The 18,125-nt window shown below is 67.7% G+C and carries 17 protein-coding genes; 5 read left to right on the top strand and 12 right to left on the bottom strand.

From position 1 onward, the window contains the following. The gene (locus P1J78_RS11435) at window positions 1–768 is read right to left on the bottom strand and encodes an SDR family NAD(P)-dependent oxidoreductase (RefSeq protein WP_275567489.1); all 768 of its coding nucleotides are present in this window, start codon (window positions 766–768) and stop codon (window positions 1–3) included. A 633-nt stretch (window positions 769–1,401) separates the two neighbouring features. On the opposite strand from P1J78_RS11435, the gene P1J78_RS11430 reads away from it, so the two are divergent. Beyond that, window positions 1,402–1,908: a flavin reductase family protein gene (locus P1J78_RS11430; protein ID WP_275567488.1), complete on the top strand. Its 507-nt coding sequence runs from the start codon at window positions 1,402–1,404 to the stop codon at window positions 1,906–1,908. A 17-nt stretch (window positions 1,909–1,925) separates the two neighbouring features. Here the strand turns inward: P1J78_RS11430 and P1J78_RS11425 are convergent, their stop codons facing one another. From P1J78_RS11425 to P1J78_RS11375, 11 genes are all read right to left on the bottom strand, one after another. After that, on the bottom strand, window positions 1,926–2,705 hold the full coding sequence (locus P1J78_RS11425) for an enoyl-CoA hydratase-related protein (protein ID WP_275567487.1): 780 nt from the start codon (window positions 2,703–2,705) through the stop codon (window positions 1,926–1,928). Window positions 2,706–2,776: 71 nt separating this feature from the next. Beyond that, window positions 2,777–3,241 (bottom strand): cytochrome c-type biogenesis protein, encoded by a 465-nt coding sequence (locus tag P1J78_RS11420; protein ID WP_275567486.1) that lies wholly within the window; start codon window positions 3,239–3,241, stop codon window positions 2,777–2,779. Window positions 3,242–3,249: 8 nt separating this feature from the next. Further along, window positions 3,250–5,223 carry a heme lyase CcmF/NrfE family subunit gene (locus tag P1J78_RS11415; RefSeq protein WP_275567485.1) on the bottom strand — a complete coding sequence of 658 codons (1,974 nt, stop codon included), beginning with the start codon at window positions 5,221–5,223 and terminating at the stop codon, window positions 3,250–3,252. A gap of 89 nt (window positions 5,224–5,312) precedes the next feature. Further along, window positions 5,313–5,528 (bottom strand): pseudouridine synthase, encoded by a 216-nt coding sequence (locus tag P1J78_RS11410; protein ID WP_275567484.1) that lies wholly within the window; start codon window positions 5,526–5,528, stop codon window positions 5,313–5,315. Then, a complete protein-coding gene (locus tag P1J78_RS11405) occupies window positions 5,525–6,076 on the bottom strand; it encodes a holin family protein (protein WP_275567483.1) in 552 nt (183 codons plus the stop codon). The genes P1J78_RS11410 and P1J78_RS11405 overlap by 4 nt, the downstream gene beginning before the upstream one ends. After that, window positions 6,067–6,678: a holin-associated N-acetylmuramidase gene (locus P1J78_RS11400; protein ID WP_275567482.1), complete on the bottom strand. Its 612-nt coding sequence runs from the start codon at window positions 6,676–6,678 to the stop codon at window positions 6,067–6,069. Before P1J78_RS11400 ends, P1J78_RS11405 begins: the two co-directional genes overlap by 10 nt. Before the next feature lie 69 nt (window positions 6,679–6,747). Next, window positions 6,748–7,200: a cytochrome c maturation protein CcmE gene (ccmE, locus tag P1J78_RS11395; RefSeq protein ID WP_275567481.1), complete on the bottom strand. Its 453-nt coding sequence runs from the start codon at window positions 7,198–7,200 to the stop codon at window positions 6,748–6,750. A gap of 72 nt (window positions 7,201–7,272) precedes the next feature. Next, a complete protein-coding gene (argC, locus tag P1J78_RS11390; RefSeq protein WP_275567480.1) occupies window positions 7,273–8,301 on the bottom strand; it encodes an N-acetyl-gamma-glutamyl-phosphate reductase in 1,029 nt (342 codons plus the stop codon). A gap of 58 nt (window positions 8,302–8,359) precedes the next feature. Further along, window positions 8,360–9,172: a glutamate racemase gene (locus P1J78_RS11385; RefSeq protein ID WP_275567479.1), complete on the bottom strand. Its 813-nt coding sequence runs from the start codon at window positions 9,170–9,172 to the stop codon at window positions 8,360–8,362. Then, window positions 9,173–10,048: a lysophospholipid acyltransferase family protein gene (locus P1J78_RS11380; RefSeq protein ID WP_275567478.1), complete on the bottom strand. Its 876-nt coding sequence runs from the start codon at window positions 10,046–10,048 to the stop codon at window positions 9,173–9,175. A gap of 105 nt (window positions 10,049–10,153) precedes the next feature. Beyond that, a complete protein-coding gene (locus tag P1J78_RS11375) occupies window positions 10,154–13,567 on the bottom strand; it encodes an indolepyruvate ferredoxin oxidoreductase family protein (RefSeq protein WP_275567477.1) in 3,414 nt (1,137 codons plus the stop codon). 161 nt (window positions 13,568–13,728) lie between these two features. On the opposite strand from P1J78_RS11375, the gene P1J78_RS11370 reads away from it, so the two are divergent. The 4 genes from P1J78_RS11370 to purL all read left to right on the top strand — a co-directional run bounded on the left by P1J78_RS11370 (window position 13,729) and on the right by purL (window position 18,069). Next, window positions 13,729–14,634 carry a LysR family transcriptional regulator gene (locus P1J78_RS11370; RefSeq protein ID WP_275567476.1) on the top strand — a complete coding sequence of 302 codons (906 nt, stop codon included), beginning with the start codon at window positions 13,729–13,731 and terminating at the stop codon, window positions 14,632–14,634. A gap of 398 nt (window positions 14,635–15,032) precedes the next feature. Further along, window positions 15,033–15,440, top strand: coding sequence for a hypothetical protein (locus tag P1J78_RS11365; protein WP_275567475.1), 408 nt, complete (start codon window positions 15,033–15,035; stop codon window positions 15,438–15,440). Window positions 15,441–15,535: 95 nt separating this feature from the next. After that, window positions 15,536–15,799, top strand: coding sequence for a hypothetical protein (locus P1J78_RS11360; RefSeq protein ID WP_275567474.1), 264 nt, complete (start codon window positions 15,536–15,538; stop codon window positions 15,797–15,799). A gap of 110 nt (window positions 15,800–15,909) precedes the next feature. Continuing rightward, window positions 15,910–18,069, top strand: coding sequence for a phosphoribosylformylglycinamidine synthase subunit PurL (gene purL, locus P1J78_RS11355; RefSeq protein WP_275567473.1), 2,160 nt, complete (start codon window positions 15,910–15,912; stop codon window positions 18,067–18,069). Window positions 18,070–18,125: the final 56 nt, after the last annotated feature.

Here is an 18,125-nt window from a genome sequence, read left to right as displayed (position 1 = left end):
TTACTTCGGCGCCATGCGGATGGCCCCGTCAAGCCGGATCACCTCGCCGTTCAGCATCGGGTTCTCGAGGATGTGGCGGGCCAGCGCGGCGAACTCGCCCACATCGCCCAGCCGCTTGGGGAACGGCACCTGCTGGCCCAGCGAATCCTGCACCTCCTGCGGCAATCCGGCCAGGAGCGGCGTCAGGAAGATGCCGGGGGCGATGGTCGCCACGCGGATGCCGAACTGGCTGAGATCCCGCGCCATCGGCAGGGTCATCCCCACGATGCCGCCCTTCGACGCGGAATAGGCCACCTGTCCGATCTGCCCGTCATAGGCGGCGACCGAGGCGGTATGCACGATGACGCCGCGCTCGCCGTCCTCGGTGACGGGGTCGTTTTCGCTCATCAGAACAGCGGCCTGGCTGGCGCAGTTGAAGCTGCCGACGAGGTTGATGTTGATCGCCTTGGCGAACAGCGCCGGATCGTGCGCGGCCCCGCGCGAGACCGTTTTCGCCGCCGGACCGATCCCGGCGCAGTTGACCAGCACCTGCAGCCCGCGGCCCGCCGCCCGCACCTCTGCGATGCCTGCGGCCACGCTTTCGGGGTCCGAGACGTCGACCTTGCAGAACGCGCCGCCCAGCTCCTGCGCCTTGGCCGCGCCCGCCTCTTCGTTCATGTCGAAAACGGTCACGTGGGCCCCGGCGCCCCCCAGCATTTCCGCCGTCGCCGCGCCCAGTCCCGACGCGCCCCCGGTCACGACAGCCGCCGTCGCCGCCGAAATTTCCATGTCGCTTGCCTCCCTCGCGTCGCTTGACCTATCGCTAGCGCCGCGCCGTCCGGGTCTCAAGCGATTTCGGCCACGGCCGCCTATCCGGCCGGAGCGGTCGGGGTCCGGCAGAGATGCGGAGCCGTCGGCGTCGCGGAGGCAGGCCGGAATTGCACTGATCCGACAAATCAGATTTCGAATATTGTCGTGATCCGACAATCCGGCATTCCGCATCGCGCGCCACAGACAGGCGCGGCACATCGAGGACCGCCGAAAAAGGACCGAGCGTGCGCGTCGTCCCGAGGGCGCCATGCATCGGCTTACACAATGGCGACATCTGCATCGCGTAATCCATTGTTCTGGTAAGCCACCGAATCCATTTTCCTACGGCTCGCACGTTTTGGCAGACTTCGATCCCATTCCCGGCGAATCGCAAAAATCCGTGCGCGGCCGTTCGCGATACACAGGTCGCCCCGACAAGCCTCACCAAACAAGCAATCCCAGTCCGACCTTTATCACATATCGAACAAACCGGTCAGCGCTGCTCGCCGACGAAACGCCCGGTCATCCGCACACCGGTCGGAATGCGGCTTTACACGGCGGCGAGAGGCTCTAAGGCTCCGGGGAAAACATGCGGAGGAGGCGGACCGCCACATGCAGGAGATCGTTCCCGGGCCCGATACCACGCGCGCCTTTCGCGACGCGCTGGGACGATTCGCGACCGGCGTGACCGTGGTCACGACCGACAGCGAGATCGGCCCGCTGGGGATCACGGCGAACAGCTTTGCCAGCGTGTCCCTGGACCCGCCTCTGGTGCTGTGGGCGCCCGCCAAGTTCTCGCGGCGGTACACGGCCTTTGCCGAGGCGGCGCATTTCGCCATCCACGTGATCGGCGCCGAACAGGAAGACATCGCCGCGAGGTTCTCGCGCGACGGCACCGCCTTCGACGGGCTCGACTGGGCGCTGAACGCCCATGACGTGCCGCTGATCCACGGCTGCCTTGCGCGGTTCGAATGCGACACGGTGGCCACGCATGACGGCGGCGATCACGGCATCGTCGTGGCTCATGTCAGCCGCGCCACGTGGCGCGAGGGGGCGCCCCTGGTGTTTTCCCAGGGCGAGATGGGCGACTTCGCGACGCGAGGCGGCCCGGACGACTGACGCATGACGCCGGCCGGTCAGCGCCCCTCGTAATGCGGCGGCCGCTTTTCGAGGAACGCCATCACGCCCTCCTGGAAATCGCGCGTCCGGCCGCAATCGCCCTGCAGCTGCGACTCCAGCGCCAGTTGCCCCGTCAGCCCGTTCTCGAAGCTGTCCCGGATCGCGCGCTTGGTGTTCGACAGCGCCACGGTCGGCCCGTTGGCGAGCTTCGCCGCCCGCTCCTGCCAGTGGGCGGCGAAATCGGCATCCGGCACCGCCTCCCAGATCATGCCCCAGTCGGCCGCCTGCCGCGCCGAGATCGGCTCGGCGAACAGGGCCGCGCCCATCGCCTTGGCAAAGCCCATCTGCCGCGGCAGCCAATAGGTCCCGCCCGCATCCGGCATCAGCCCGATCCGCGTGAAGGCCTGCAAGAAATTCGCCGACTCGGTGGCGATCACCACGTCGCAGGCCAGCGCCAGGTTGGCCCCGGCCCCCGCCGCCGTGCCGTTGACCGCCGCGATCGTCGGCACCGGGCAATCGTAGATCGCCCGCAGCATCGGCTCGTACTCGTCGCGCAGGGTCCGTTCGAGGTCGACATTCGCCGCGCTCACCCGGTCGCCCAGATCCTGCCCGGAACAAAAGGCGCGGTCGCCGGTGCCGGTCAGCACGACCACCCGCGACGTCTGCTCCGCCTCCTTGAAGGCGTGCAGCAGTTCCGCCCGCATCTGCGTGTTCAGGGCGTTCATCACCTCCGGCCGGTTCAGCGTGATGACCGTGGCGCCCTCGTCCGAGGCCAGCGTGATCGTCTCGTATTCCATGATGCGCACTCCTCCGGCAGATCGCGGGCGAGCATAACCGGGATCGGCCGGAGGAAAAGGGAGACGCGCCGTCAGCCCTTGAGAATCCGGTCGACCCGCGCCTGTTCCTCCGCCGACAGCGACTCTGCCGGCTCGGACGCGCGGCCGCGGCGGCGCAGGTAGACGAAGGCCACGCCGAGCGCGACGATCAGACCCACCGGCCCGGCGATCCACAGCACCAGGTTGGCGCCCCGCGTCGTGGGGTTCAGCAGCACGAACTCGCCGTAGCGGGCGACGATGAAATCGACGACCTCCTCGTCGGTGTCGCCGGCCACCAGCCGCTCGCGCACCAGAAGGCGCAGGTCGCGGGCCAGATCGGCGTTCGATTCGTCGATGCTCTCGTTGCGGCAGACCAGGCAGCGAAGATCCTCGGAAATCTCGCGCGCCCGCTCTTCCAGCGCCGGATCGTCGAGCATCTCGTCGGGCTGCACGGCGGCGGCCGGCACGGCCAGCATCGCCATGGCCAGCCCCAGCACGATCCCGCGAACGCTCCGCATCGCCCGCCTCATTCCGCCGGCACCGCGCCGGGCACCGCTTTGCGCGCCCCGCCGGCCACGCGATAGCGCCGGTCGGACAGCGACAGCCCGCCGCCCAGCGCCATGACGATGGCGCCGGCCCATATCCAGTTGGCGAAGGGCTTGATATAGGTGCGCACGGCCCAGCCGCCCTCGTCCTGCGCATCGCCGATCACCAGGTAGATGTCGCGGAAGATGCCGTTGTCGATCGCCGCCTCGGTCGTCGGCATCGCCGCCACCGGATAGGACCGCTTCTCGGGGCGCAGCACCGCCACCTCGCGCCCGTCGCGCGCGACCCGCATCACCGCCTGGATCGCGTTGTAGTTCGGGCCCTGCACCCGGTCGACGCTGGTCAGGGTGATCTCGTAGCCCGACACCTCGAACGGCTCGCCCACCGTGGCCACGCGGATATCCTCGGATTCCCAGGCCATCAGCGCGGCGATGCCGAAGATGGTGATGCCCAGGCCGGAATGCGCCGTGGCGCGGCCCCAGTCGGCCCGCGGCAGGTTGCGCAGCCGGCGCAGCCGCGACGCCCAGTCGCCGCGCCCGGTGCGCGAGGCGATATCCATCGCCGCCCCGCCGAGCACCCAGACGAACAGGACCATGCCGATGGGCGCCAGCGCCGAGCGGCCGGTCTGCATCGCCCAGGTCAGCGCCCCCGCCGCGATGGCCAGCGCCAAGACGCCCCAGAGCGGCTGCATCACCCGTGGCAGCCGCGCCCGTTTCCAGGGCATCAGCACGCCCACGGGCAGGATGATCGCCAGCGCCACGAAGAACGGGGTGAAGGCCGCCTCGAAGAAGGGCGGGCCAACCGACAGCTTGCGGTCGAACGCCATCTCGGCGATCAGCGGCCAGACCGTGCCGATGAACACGACGAAGGCCGCCACCGCCAGCAGGATGTTGTTCATGACCAGCGCGGTTTCCCGGCTGACCATGCTGAACACGCCCTTCGCCTCCATCGCCGCGGCCCGCGCGGCATAGAGCGTCAGCGCGCCGCCCACGAAGACCGCCAGGATCGCCAGGATGAACACGCCGCGTTCGGGGTCGTTGGCGAAGGCGTGGACCGAGGTGATCACGCCCGAGCGCACGATGAACGTGCCGATCAGCGAGAAGCCGAAGGCCAGGATCGCCAGCAGGATCGTCCAGGACTTCAGCGCCTCGCGCTTTTCCACCACGATCGCCGAGTGCAACAGCGCCGCCGCGATCAGCCAGGGCATGAAGGAGGCGTTCTCCACCGGATCCCAGAACCAGAAGCCGCCCCAGCCCAGCTCGTAATAGGCCCACCAGGAGCCGAGCGCGATGCCGATGGTCAGAAACAGCCAGGCCGCCAGCGTCCAGGGCCGGACCCAGCGGGCCCAGGCGGCGTCGACCCGCCCCTCGATCAGCGCGGCGACGGCGAAGGAAAACGCCATGCTCAGCCCGACATAGCCGAGGTACAGAAACGGCGGGTGGAACGCCAGCCCGGGATCTTGCAACAGCGGGTTCAGGTCCTCGCCGTTCATCGGCGGCGTCTGCAGCCGGGTGAACGGGTTCGAGGTGAACAGGATGAAGGCGAAAAACGCCGTGCCGATGGCCGACTGCACGCCCAGCACGCGCGCCCGCAGCGTCGGCGGCAGCCCCTGCCCGAACCAGGCCGCGCAGGCGCCGAACAGCGTCAGGATCAGCACCCAGAGCAGCATCGAGCCCTCGTGGTTCCCCCAGACGCCGCTGATCTTGTAGAGCATCGGCTTGTCGGTGTGCGAGTTCGCCACCACCAGCCGCAGCGAGAAGTCCGAGGTCACGAAGGCATAGGTCAGCGCCAGAAACGACAGCGCGACCAGGAAGAACTGCGCGCTGGCGGCCGGCTCGGCCACGGCCATCCAGCCGCGCCAGCCCCTGTGGGCGCCGATCATGGGAACGATCGCCTGCACCATGGACACGGCGAAGGCGAGGATGAGGGCGAAGTGGCCAAGCTCTACGATCATGGCCCCGTGTATAGACCCGCACCGCGCCCGCGCCAATTCCCTGCGCGCGCATGTCGCGCAGGGTTTACCGGGTTTTTCGGATCACAGGATCACGCTTTTCCGGGCAGCGCGACGCCCCCGGCGATCAGATAGGCGATGGCCCCCGTCACCAGCGCGCCGAGGATCACCTGGACGAGCCATTTCAGCGCCTCCTCGATCCCCGACAGCCGGTCCTCGACGTTCAGCCGGTGCACCTCGTCCACCGCGTCGCGCAGCTCCAGGCTTTGCAGGCGCTTCTCGATGCTTCTGCGCCATTCCTCGGTCATTCCGCCTGCCTCCAGTCCTCCAGCGCCGGATTCGGGCCCGCGCCCTTCGGAGGCGCCTCCGGCCCCGTCTCGCCCGCGCCGGAATTCAGCGCCATCAGCGCCCCGATATTCTGCCGCACCTCGGGCGCCCGCATCAGGGTCTCGGTGATGGAACGCTGGAAATCCTGGTTCTTCGTCTGGTGCCGCGCCCCGAAGTAGAAGCTCACGATCGCGCCCAGCAGCCACCACAGCGGCTCGGGGACCAGCGCGATGCCCTGCATCCGGCTGGCGAACCAGATCGGGTCGACCATGGCCGAGACGAACAGCCCCAGCGTGCCCATCGCCAGCGCCGGGCGCGGCACCCGGTTCAGCCCGTCCATCGCCCGGTCGAAGATCCCCTTCCGGGGCACCAGGAACTCTTTGGCGAACTGCTCCAATGTCGCGGCGCGCAGATCGGCTTCGCGTTGACCGGATTTTTCCGCGTTCTCGCGGAACACCTCCACGGTCTCCTTCACCACGTTGCGGCCGCCTCCGAACAAAAAACTGAAAAGCCCCTCGATCAGTCCCATTGCGCGACCCTCCGGCGATGCTCGGCCTCGGTCAGGTGGTAGCGGGGCGAGACGAACTCTTCCGCCCGGCGAATCCAGCCGCCCTTGCCCCCGTCGCGGCGCGTCGCGAACTTGCGGCTCGACGGGCGGCGGTCGGCGATGGAATAGTAGAAATTGCGCCGCGCGATCCCGTAGGCATCCGCGAGGTGCCTGGGCGCCGCGTGCCAGGCCGCCTCGGCCGCGGCGACCGTCTCGGGCCCGATCGCGCCGTCGACCTGGACGCCATGGCCCATGTCGTTGAGCAGCCGCTGCAAAATCCGCACGGCATTCGCACCGGAATTGACATACATGTCGAAGACGCTGGCCTGGATCGCCTCCGGCAGCGCGCCGATGCGCGGCCGGTGGAAGTAGTCGCGCACGAAGATGTCGCGCGCCTGCTCGCGGCTCAGCAGCTTCACGTCGTCGGCATCCGTGTCGCCGTCGCCGTCATTGTCGATCCGCAGCGCCTTCAGCGTGCCGATCGTGACCCCGAATTTCGTCGCGCCCCCGGGATCGTCGGGGTCGTTCACATAGCCGCCCTCACGGGCAATGATCTCGTCCGCGATCTGTTCAACCGATTTCATGAAAGGAAAACCCCGCCCATTGGTAAATGCGCGGGGAAGTCTGGTGAAAAACGGTTAAGAAGCGCGTACCTAGCCGTTCGGGTCCTGGTAAACGCCCTGGTCCTTCAGCGCGTCCGTGACCTCTTTCGGCATATAGGTCTCGTCGTGTTTCGCAAGGATTTCAGAGGCTTCGAAGACACCGTTCACGTATCGACCGGTGCCGATCATGCCTTGGCCCTCCTCGAACAGGTCCGGCAGCACGCCCGCGTAGCTGACGGGAATCGATGCGCCCCCGTCGGTCACCTTGAAGGTGATCACCTCGCCCTGTCCGCGCACCAGCGTGCCCGTCTCGACCAGCCCGCCCAGCCGGAACACCTCGTTCGGCGCGGGCGGCTCCTCGGCCACCTGTGTCGGCGCGCGGAAGAAGTTGATGCCGTCCCGCATCGCGTAGCCGATCATCGCCGTCGACAGGGCCAGCGCCACCGCCGCCACCAGGATCACCTGCACCCGCCGGCGTTTCTTCAGGTTCTTCAGTCCTGCCATCGCATCCTCCAGGTTCGCGCCGGACCATATCACAGGTCCGGAGCGTTCGCGCATTGATACAGCGCAAACGCATCAAGGGAAGACGGGTGCGCCCATCAGTCCCGCCGTTTCCGGCTCACCCAGCATCAAATTCGCGTTTTGCACCGCCTGTCCCGACGATCCCTTCGTCAGGTTGTCCAGCGTCGCCACCACGATCGCCCGCCCCGGCCGCCGGTCCGCCGCCACGCCGATATGGCAGAAGTTCGAGCCGCGCACGTCCTTCATCGACGGCGCCTTGCCCATCGGCAGCACCTCGATGAACGTCTCCTCGGCGTAAGCCTTGGCCAGCGCGCCATGCACCGCGTCCGCCTCGCCTTTCACGTAAGCCGTCACCAGAATGCCCCGCGTCGCCGGGATCAGGTGCGGGGTGAACTGGATCTCCACCTTGCGCCCGGCGATCTTCGAGAATTCCTGGTCGAACTCGCCCAGGTGCCGGTGCGTGCCGCCGAGCGCATAGCCCATCACGTTCTCGAACAGCTCCGAGAACAGCAGATGCTCCTTCAGCGACCGCCCGGCGCCGGAGGCCGCCGCCTTCAGGTCCACGATGATGTCGTCGAGGTCCACGACCCCCGCCGCGATCAGCGGTCGCAGCGCGAACTGCCCCGTCGCCGCGTTGCAGCCGGTGCCGGCCACCAGCCGCGCGCCCCGGATCTCGTCGCGGTAAAACTCGGTCAGGCCGTAGACGGCTTCCTTCTGCAAATCCGGCGCGGCATGCGGCTGGCCGTACCACTTCTGGTACTCCGCCGGGTCGCGCAGCCGGAAGTCGGCGCTCAGGTCGACCACTTTAATATCGCGCGGCAACTCCTTGATAACGGCCTGCGACGTGGCATGCGGCAGCGCGCAGAACACGAGGTCGATGCCGGCGAAGTCGATCTCCTCGATCGTCACAAGCCTCGGCAGGTCCAGGTGCCGCAGATGCGGATAGACCTCGGCCATCTCCATCCCCGCCTTGCGGTCGGCCGACAGCGCGGCGATCCGCATCGTCGGGTGGGTGGCGATCAGCCGGACAAGCTCGGCGCCGGTATAGCCGGACGCACCGAGGATGGCGATATTGTGGGTCATGGGTCGGAACCCTCCGAATTTCCGGGATTATCTAGGGTCGAACGCGGCCGCCCGCAATTCACGCGGGCACGAATCCGATCTTTCGTCGCAGAAACCGCGTCGCCTGGTTCGACACCTTCAGCGGATCGCCCGTCGTCAGGAACAGCGATTCGCCGCCCGCGCCGGCGATGTCCGGGTGCCGCTTGAGATAATCCGCCAGGCTCGCCGCCACCAGGTTGGGCTGCGAATAGACGTCCACCCGCGGCCCCAGCGCGTCGCGGAACACGTCCTCGACCAGCGGATAATGGGTACAGCCCAGCACCGCCGCATCCGGGTCGGGCATCTTGCGCAACAGCGCCTCGACATGCGACCGCACCAGCGCCTCGGCCAGGATCATGTCGCCTTCCTCTATGGCGTCCACCAGCCCGCCGCAGGACTGCGCCTCGACGTCGACGCCGATGGCGCGGAAGGCCAGTTCCCGCTGGAACGCGCGGCTGCGCACCGTGGTCGGCGTGGCGAACAGCGCGACGTGGTTCACCTTCACCTCGCGCGGGGGGCTGTTGTCGCCCCAGTGCCGTTCCGTCAGCGATTCGATCAGCGGCACGAAGACGCCCAGCACCCGCTTGTCCCGCGGCACCCAGCCCTCCTGCATCCGCCGCAGCGCCGCCGCGCTCGCCGTGTTGCAGGCCAGGATCACCAGGTCGCAGCCGGCATCGAACAGCCGCTGAACCCCGCGCGTGGTCAGGTCATAGATGTCCGCGCTCTCGCGCACGCCATAGGGCGTATGCGCGTTGTCGCCATAATAGACGAAGGCCACGTCGGGCAGCGCCCGCGTGACGGCGTCCAGAACGGTCAGCCCGCCCAGACCGGAATCGAAGATGCCGACGGCCATTTATGCCCTGTATTTCTCCTCGAACTCGAACCCGTAGCCGGATTTGAGCGGTTTCGGAGACAGGGCATATGTCTGCCGGCGGAGAAAATCCATCATGGATTTCGTGTCGCCGCGGTGCCGGTCCAGGTCGTCCTGCGGGATCGGCGTGCCGACGGCGATCTTCACCGGCTCGTCCACCCGCATCCGGAACTCCTTGATCAGCAGTGCCATGCGCAGCGTGTAGTGCAAATGGCTGGCGATCTGGAACAGCCGCGAGTTGTGCCCGTCGAAGAAGACCGGCACCACGGCGGCATCCGATTTTGCGATCATTTTTGCGGTGAAATTGCGCCAGACCGGGTCCGCCGGCTGCGCGAAGGGCTTCGGCGCGGTGGACACGGTGCCGCCCGGAAACACCCCGATGGCGCCGCCGTTGGCCAGGTAGTCCAGCGCCGTCTTCCGCGTCTCGACGTTCTGGCGCAGCGCCTCTTTCGTCTCGTCGAAGGAGATCGGCAGGACGATCCGGTTCAGCTCCTCCGCCTTGCGGAACACCCGATGCGCCAGGATCCGGAAATCGCCCCGCGTCAGGCTCAGGATATGCCCCATCATCAGCCCGTCGAGGATGCCGTAGGGATGATTCGAGATCAGGATCAGCGGCTGGTCGCGCGGGATGTCGTCGAGGCTGCCGGCCACCACGTCCAGGCTCAGCCCGTAGCGGTCGATCATCACCTGCCAGAAGTCGCGCCCGTCCGCGACCTCCAGGTCATAGCCGTTCGCCCGCCGGATCAGATGCAGCCGGCCGGTCGCGTTTTCCAGCAGGCGGATGATGGCCCGGCCGCTCTTGGACTGTGCCGAGCTGGCATAGCTGATGTCCCGTGCGATGTGGCGCTTGAATGCCATCCGCGTTGCCTCCAGGCCTGCGCCGCCGCAGGATACCACGACTCGGGTTCCGTGCCGCGCAGTATGTAACGCGCCTGCAACGATTCCGTGACGCGAGACCGCCGGCTATTCGGCCGCCCGGCTCAGCGGCGCGTCGCCGGATTTCAGGGCGGCCAGCAGCTCCTCGCGCCGCTTCTCCGCCGTCGCCGCATTGGCCTCCTTCACCGGGCCGAAGCCCCTGATCTGCAACGGCAATTCCGCGAGCGCCACGGCCGCGTCCGGGTTCCGGTCGCCGTGGGCGAGCAGCGTCTCCATGTCGGCCTCGTACTGCCGGATCAGGGCGCGTTCCATCTTGCGTTCGGGCAGCCGCGCGAAGGGGTCGAACGGCGTCCCGCGCAGCCATTTCAGCCGCGCCAGCAGCCGGAACGCCCGCGCCATGCCGGGGCCATAGCGCTTCTTCATCGGGCGCCCGTCCGGCCCCGTCTTCGCCAGGACCGGCGGCGACAGGTGGTAGTTCATCCGGAAGTCGCCCTCGAACTCCGCCCGCGCCTTCTCTTCGGTCGACAGGAGCAGTCGCGCGACCTCGTACTCGTCCTTGTAGGCCAGCACGTTGTGATAGCCCTTCGCCACCGCCTCGCGCAGCCTGGGATCCTCGAACCGCTCGACGGCCTTGCGATACTTCTTCGCCAGCCGCTTCGACTGATAGTCGACAAGGCGCTCGGCCCGATAGGCGATCTTTTCGTCCAGCGTCTTCGGTCTCTCCACCACCTCCGACGCGGCCAACCGGTCGGCCTTCTCCGGGTTCAGCACCGCCCAGCGCCCGATCTCGAAGGCGCGCTTGTTCGCCTCCACCGCCGCGCCGTTCAGCTCCAGCGCCCGCAGGATCGCGTCCTCGGCGATCGGCACCAGCCCCTTCTGCCAGGCCGCGCCGAAGATGATCATGTTGGAATAGATCGTGTCGCCCATCGCCGCCTTCGCCAGCTCCGAGGCGTCGAACAGCGTCAGCCGGTCCTTCATCCGCGCTTCAAGAGACAGCGCCAAGCGCTCGGACGGCAAGCGGAATTCGGTGTTGCGGGTGAACTCGCCGGTGATGATCTCGTGGCTGTTCACCACCGCGCCGGTCCGCCCCGGCCGGGTCAGCCCCAGCGTCTTCGCCCCGGCGCTCACCACCAGGTCGCCGCCGATCAGCGCATCCGCCTCGCCGGTCGCCACGCGGATCGCCGAGATATCTTCGGGCCGCTCCGCCAGCCGGCAATGGATATGCACCGCGCCGCCCTTCTGGGCGAGGCCCGCCATCTCCATCATGCCCGCGCCCTTGCCGTCCAGATGCGCCGCCATCGCCATCACGGCGCCGATGGTCACCACGCCGGTGCCGCCGACCCCGGTGACCACCACGTTATGGGTGCCGTCGATCTTCGGCAGCTCCGGCGCGGGCAACGCGCCCACGTCCAGCTCCACCGTGGCGGCCTTCTTCAACGCACCGCCCTCGATGGTCACGAAGGACGGGCAGAACCCGTTCAGGCAGCTGAAATCCTTGTTGCACGACGACTGGTCGATGGCCCGTTTCCGCCCCAGTTCGGTCTCTTCCGGCACGATGGCGACGCAGTTCGACTGCACCCCGCAATCGCCGCAGCCCTCGCAGACATCGGTATTGATGAACACTCGGCTGTCGGGATCGGGGAACTTGCCCCGCTTGCGCCGCCGCCGCTTCTCGGCCGCACAGGTCTGGATGTAGACGATGGCCGACACGCCCTTGTAGTTCGAGAACCTCTCCTGGATCTCCGGCATCTCGGCGCGCTCATGCGTGGGCACGCCCTTCGGGAAGACCGACAGGTCGATCTCCTCCTTCTCGTCGTAGACGACGGCCACGTTGCGCACGCCCATCGCCTGCAACTCGCGCACGATCTGGTCGGCCGTCAGCCCGCCGTCGTTGCCCTGCCCGCCGGTCATCGCGACCGCGTCGTTGTAGAGGATCTTGTAGGTGATGTTCGTCCCGGCCATCAGCGCGAAGCGGATCGCCTGGACGCCCGAATGGTTGTAGGTGCCGTCGCCCAGGTTCTGGAACACGTGCTCGCGCTTGGAGAACGGCGCCTCGCCGACCCAGTTCGCGCCCTCGGCGCCCATATGGGTGAAGCCCGTCGTCTCGCGGTCCATCCACTGCACCATGAAGTGACAGCCGATCCCGGCATAGGCGCGGCTGCCCTCGGGCACCTTGGTCGAGGTGTTGTGCGGACAGCCGGCGCAGTAATATGGCAGCCGCGCCGCCAGATCCTCGGCGTTGTCGGATGTCTTCGCCTCGGCAATGCTTTGCAGCCCGGCCTTTACGCGGTCGGTGCCGCGGCCTTCCTCGACCAGGATGTCGCCGATCCGCTCGGCGATCATCACCGGGTCCAGCGCGTAATGCGTCGGGAACAGCTCGTCTCGATGCATGTTGCCCGCGCCGCCCTTGTACCAGCCATAGACCCGCCGGCCGCGGCGGTCGTCGAAGATCGCCTCCTTGATCTGCACCTCGATCAGCTTGCGCTTCTCTTCCACGACGACGATCAGCTCCAGCCCCTCGGCCCAGTCGTGGAAGCCGACCATGTCCATCGGCCAGGTCTGGCCGACCTTGTAGGTGGTGATCCCCAGTCGCTCGGCCTCGGCCGCGTCGATACCCAGGAGCGACAGCGCATGGCTGAGGTCCAGCCAGTTCTTGCCGGCCGCGACGAAGCCGATCTTCGCGCCCGGCTTGCCCCAGACCCGCTTGTCGATTCCGTTCGCGTTCGCAAAGGCTTCGGCGGCGAACCTCTTGTAGCGGATCATCCGCTCTTCCTGCGGGATCCAGTGGTCGCCCAGCCGGATGTTCAGCCCGTCCTCGGGCAGCTTGAAGTCGGGCGTGACGAACCGCATCCGGTCCGGCCGCCCGTCGACCACGGCGGTCACCTCCACCGTGTCCTTCATCAGCTTCAGCCCGCACCACAGCCCGGAAAACCGGCTGAGCGCATAGCCGTAGAGCCCGTAATCGAGAATTTCCTGCACGCCGGCCGGCGACAGCACCGGCATGTAGGTATCCACCATCGCCCAGTCGGACTGATGGCAGACGGTCGAGCTTTCGCCGGTGTGGTCGTCGCCCATCGCCATGATGACGCCGCCGTTCCGCGAAGAGCCGGCCATGTTGGCGTGCCGCATCACGTCGCCGGAGCGGTCGACGCCCGGCCCCTTGCCGTACCAAAGCCCGAAGACGCCGTCATGCGTGCCCTCGCCGCGCAGCTCGGCCTGCTGCGTGCCCCACAGCGCGGTGGCGGCGAGATCCTCGTTCAGCCCGGGCTGAAAGGTCACCTCCGCGGCCTCCAGCACGTCGCGCGCGCGGGCCATGGTGATGTCGACCCCGCCCAGCGGCGAGCCGCGATAGCCCGTGACATAGCCGGCGGTGTTCAGCCCCGCCGCGCGGTCCCGCGCCTTCTGCATCAGCATCAGTCGCACCAGCGCCTGCGTCCCGTTCAGAAGAACCGGGGATTTGTCCAGATCGAACCGATCCTGAAGCGTCACGTCGTGCCGCATTGTCGCTCGCCTCCCGCGCTTCTTCGTATATAGTCGCATTATAGGTCACAAAAACTGACCTACAAAATGATTTTACCGGTTGCCCCGAGGGGCAGGTTAAGCCTAACCGGTCCGTAACAATCGGACGGTATACAATTCACGAGCATGCATTCGGCGGGACTATGGACTGGGACAAGCTAAGAATCTTTCACGCGGTGGCCGATGCCGGCTCTCTCACCCATGCGGGCGAGGCGCTGCATCTCAGCCAGTCGGCGGTCTCCCGCCAGATCCGCGCGCTCGAGGACAGCCTGAATGCCGTCCTGTTCCACCGCCATGCGCGCGGCCTGATTCTCACCGAACAGGGCGAGCTTCTGTTCGACGCGACCTCCGCCATGGTTCGCCGCCTGGACACCGCCGAGGCGCGGATTCGCGACAGCAAGGAAGAGGTGTTCGGCGAGCTGCGCGTCACCTCCACCACCGGCTTCGGCACGCTCTGGCTGGCGCCGCGTCTCACGGCGCTCTATTCCAAATACCCCGATCTCAAGATCGACCTGATGCTGGAGGAGCGCGTGCTCGACCTGCCGATGCGCGAGGCCGACGTCGCCATCCGCATGAAAGAGCCCAGCCAGGCCGACCTGATCCGCCGCCGGCTGATGAGCGTGCGGATGCGCCTTTACGCCTCGCGCGCCTATCTCGACTCCGCCGGCACCCCGCGCACGCTGGCCGATATCGGCAATCACCGCCTGATCTGTCAAAGCCCGACGGCGCACCAGGTCTCCGCCGGGGCGGCGATGATCGAAGAGCTGATGACCCACGACATCCGCTCGCTGCTGACCGTGAACAACTACTTCGGGGTGCTGCAGGGCGTGCTCAACAACCTCGGGATCGGGCTGCTGCCCGATTACCTGCTGCAGGATTTCCCGGACATGGTGCGCGTGCTGCCGGACGTGGAGTCGAACGAGGTGCCGGTGTTCCTCGCCTACCCGGAAGAGTTGAGGAATTCCAAGCGCATAGCCGCATTCCGCGACTTCGTGACCGAAGAAATCATCGCGTATCGCAAGTCCAAGACGGACGAAACCGCCGCATAAGTTGTGTCAGCCATGCAACTGTGGCATAGCGGCAATGCAGCGCAGCGTTCTCATTTTGCTTGAATAGGAAGCATCACGGGCATATCTGCCCACTGAAGACGCGGCGGCATTATCATTTCGCCGTCGGGTCTTTACCTCCCTGTTGGACTTGGCCGGGCGTCTTGCCCGGCCTTTTTTTTCGCGCCGCTCCCGGCGACCGCACCGACTCGCGCAGCTCCTCCCGTCAAGCCCGTCCGCGGGTTTCCGCTGGACCGGCCGGGCGCACCAAGCGCGATCCCGCTGTCTGCGCTCGGACCCATTGAACGCAATGTCACGTGTGGCAGTTGGGGCCCCGCAAGACGGTCCGCCGCGCTGCGGGCCGGACATATCCCAACCACGATCCAATCACGGAGGGAACGATGAAATACGGCAAGACGATCCTTTGCAGCACCGCGCTGGCGACTCTTCTGGCGGGCTCCGCGCTCGCGCAGCAAGTGGGCGAAACCATGCAGGAAACCGGCGAGACCGCGACCGGCGTGATGACCCAGACCGGCGAGATGGCCGATGGCGCGATGGAGGGCACCTCCGCCGAGGCCAATGTCGTGATGTCCGCCGATGCCCAGGCGATCGGCACCGTCGACGAGGTCCAGACCCTGTCCAACGGCGAAACCGCCCTGGTCATCGCGCTGAACGACAGCCTCGGCCTGCCGGTCGAGCGCGTGCGCATCCGGGCCGATGCCGACGCCGAGGGCAGCTACGAGCTCGCCATGTCGCGCGCCGAGTTCGTGAGCGCGATCAACGCGCAGATCGAGGCCCAGGCGAACTGAAGCCGCGCCGTGCGGCCCGCACGGAACCGCAGTACCGCCATGTCCCGCACCGCGCGGGGCATGGCACAACCGCAACGCGAAACGAGGCACACGGCATGACCGCAAGACACCTGTTGCAGGGCGCCGCCCTCTCGACGCTCTTCGCCGGCGCGGCGATGGCCGTCGAATCCGGCTGGACCGCCGGCAAGGTCGCGGGCGTCGAGGCGCTCCTGCCCAGCCCGCAGGACGAGGCCGCAGCCGGCTCCCGGGCAACCGCCGGCACTGCCGAGATCGACGGCGCCGAGATCATGGACAAGGTGACCGAGGCCGCCCTGGTCGCGCCGCAGCGGCCGCAGAACGGCCCCGGCCCGACCGACTGAGACGCGCGCTCCGGCCGCGCCCCCCGAAGCCGCCCGGCCCTGTGCCGCGGCGGCTTTCGTTTTGCGTCGGACTGCCCTAAAAGCCCCGCGACGGGCGCAGAGGGACACAGATGCAAGAGCCGGAGATCACCGAAGACCTGATCGCAGCCCACGGGCTGACCCCCGACGAATACCAGCGGATCGTGCAGATCATCGGCCGCGCGCCGAACTTCACCGAGCTCGGGATCTTCTCGGCGATGTGGAACGAGCACTGTTCCTACAAATCGTCCAAGAAATGGCTCCGCACCCTGCCCACCGACGGCCCGCAGGTCATCTGCGGCCCCGGCGAGAACGCGGGCGTGGTCGATATCGGCGACGGCCAGGCGGTCGTCTTCAAGATGGAAAGCCACAACCACCCCTCCTATATCGAACCCTACCAGGGCGCCGCCACCGGCGTCGGCGGCATCCTGCGCGACGTCTTCACCATGGGCGCCCGCCCGATCGCCGCGATGAACTCGCTGAGCTTCGGCGAAAAGGACCACCCCAAGACCCGGCAGCTGGTGCATGGCGTGGTCGAGGGCATCGGCGGCTACGGCAACTGCTTCGGCGTGCCCACCGTGGGCGGCGAGACCCGGTTTCACGCGGCCTATAACGGCAACTGCCTGGTCAACGCCTTCGCCGCCGGCCTCGCCGATGCGGACGCGATCTTCTACTCGGCCGCCTCCGGCGTCGGCATGCCCGTCGTCTATCTCGGCGCCAAGACCGGCCGCGACGGCGTCGGCGGCGCCACCATGGCCTCGGCCGAATTCGACGAGACCATCGAGGAGAAACGCCCCACGGTCCAGGTCGGCGACCCGTTCACCGAAAAGCGCCTGCTGGAAGCCTGCCTCGAACTCATGGCCTCCGGCGCGGTGATCTCGATCCAGGACATGGGCGCGGCCGGCCTCACCTGTTCCGCCGTCGAGATGGGCGACAAGGGCGGCCTCGGCATCCGCCTCAACCTCGACGCGGTGCCGCAGCGCGAAGACGCGATGACCGCCTACGAGATGATGCTGTCGGAATCCCAGGAACGGATGCTGATGGTGCTGAAGCCCGAGAAGGAGGACGCGGCGCGCGCCATCTTCGAGAAATGGGATCTCGACTTCGCCGTCGTGGGCGAGACCATCGCCGAGGACCGCTTCCTGATCGTCCAGGGCAACGAGACCCGCGCCGACCTGCCCCTGTCGGAGCTGTCCTCGGCCGCCCCGGAATACGACCGCCCGTGGGCAGAGACGCCGCCGGCCGAGCCCCTCGCCGACGTCCCCCAGATCGACCCCATCGACGCGCTGAAGGCCCTGATCGGCAGCCCGAACTACGCCGCCAAGCAATGGGTCTACGAACAATACGACAGCATGGTGATGGCCGACACCGTCCGCGGCCCCGGCCGCGGCGCCGGAATCGTGCGGGTCCACGACACCGGCAAGATGCTCGCCTTCACCTCCGACGTGACGCCGCGCTATGTCCGCGCCAACCCCAAGGAAGGCGGCAAGCAGGCCGTCGCCGAGGCCTACCGCAACCTCACCGCCGTCGGCGCCAAGCCGCTCGCCGCGACCGACAACCTCAACTTCGGCAATCCCGAAAAGCCCGAGATCATGGGCCAGCTCGTCGGCGCCATCAAGGGCATCGGCGCCGCCTGCGCGGCCCTCGACATGCCCATCGTGTCGGGCAACGTGTCGCTCTACAACGAAACCGACGGCGTCGCGATCCTGCCCACCCCGACGATCGGCGCCGTGGGCCTGATCCCCGACGAGGACGCGCTGATCGACGGCCAGGTCCGCGAGGGCCACGTCGCCCTCGTCGTCGGCGAAACCGCGGGCCACCTGGGCCAGTCGGCGCTCCTGGCCGAGGTCTTCAACCGCGCCGACGGCGACGCGCCGCCCGTCGACCTCGACGCCGAACGCCGCAACGGCGACTTCATCCGCGCCCGCCGCGACTGGATCACCGCCTGCACCGACCTCTCCGACGGCGGCCTGGCGCTCGCGGCCTTCGAGCTGGCCGAGGCCGCCGGAGTCGGCGTCGTCCTGCACAGCGCCGAGACGCACGAGCTCTTCGGCGAGGACCAGGGCCGCTACCTCGTCGCCTGCAACTTCGACCAGGCCGAGGCGCTGATGGTCGCCGCCGGCCGGGCCGGCGTGCATATCGAGACGGTCGGCCGCTTCGGCGGCCAGGACGTCAACTACGGCGGCGTCTCCGCCCCGCTCGAAGAGCTCTCCGCCCTCTATCGCACCCGCTTTCAAGACATGTTCGGCTGACCCATGACCCGCGCGATCCCCCGCCCCTTCTTCTCGTTGGAAATACGCCAGGGGGG

This window comes from Psychromarinibacter sediminicola, from assembly GCF_029168335.1.
Classification (GTDB): domain Bacteria; phylum Pseudomonadota; class Alphaproteobacteria; order Rhodobacterales; family Rhodobacteraceae; genus Psychromarinibacter; species Psychromarinibacter sediminicola.
Note: the sequence above shows the minus strand (reverse complement) of the source record. Positions and strands in the feature narration are given on the sequence as shown.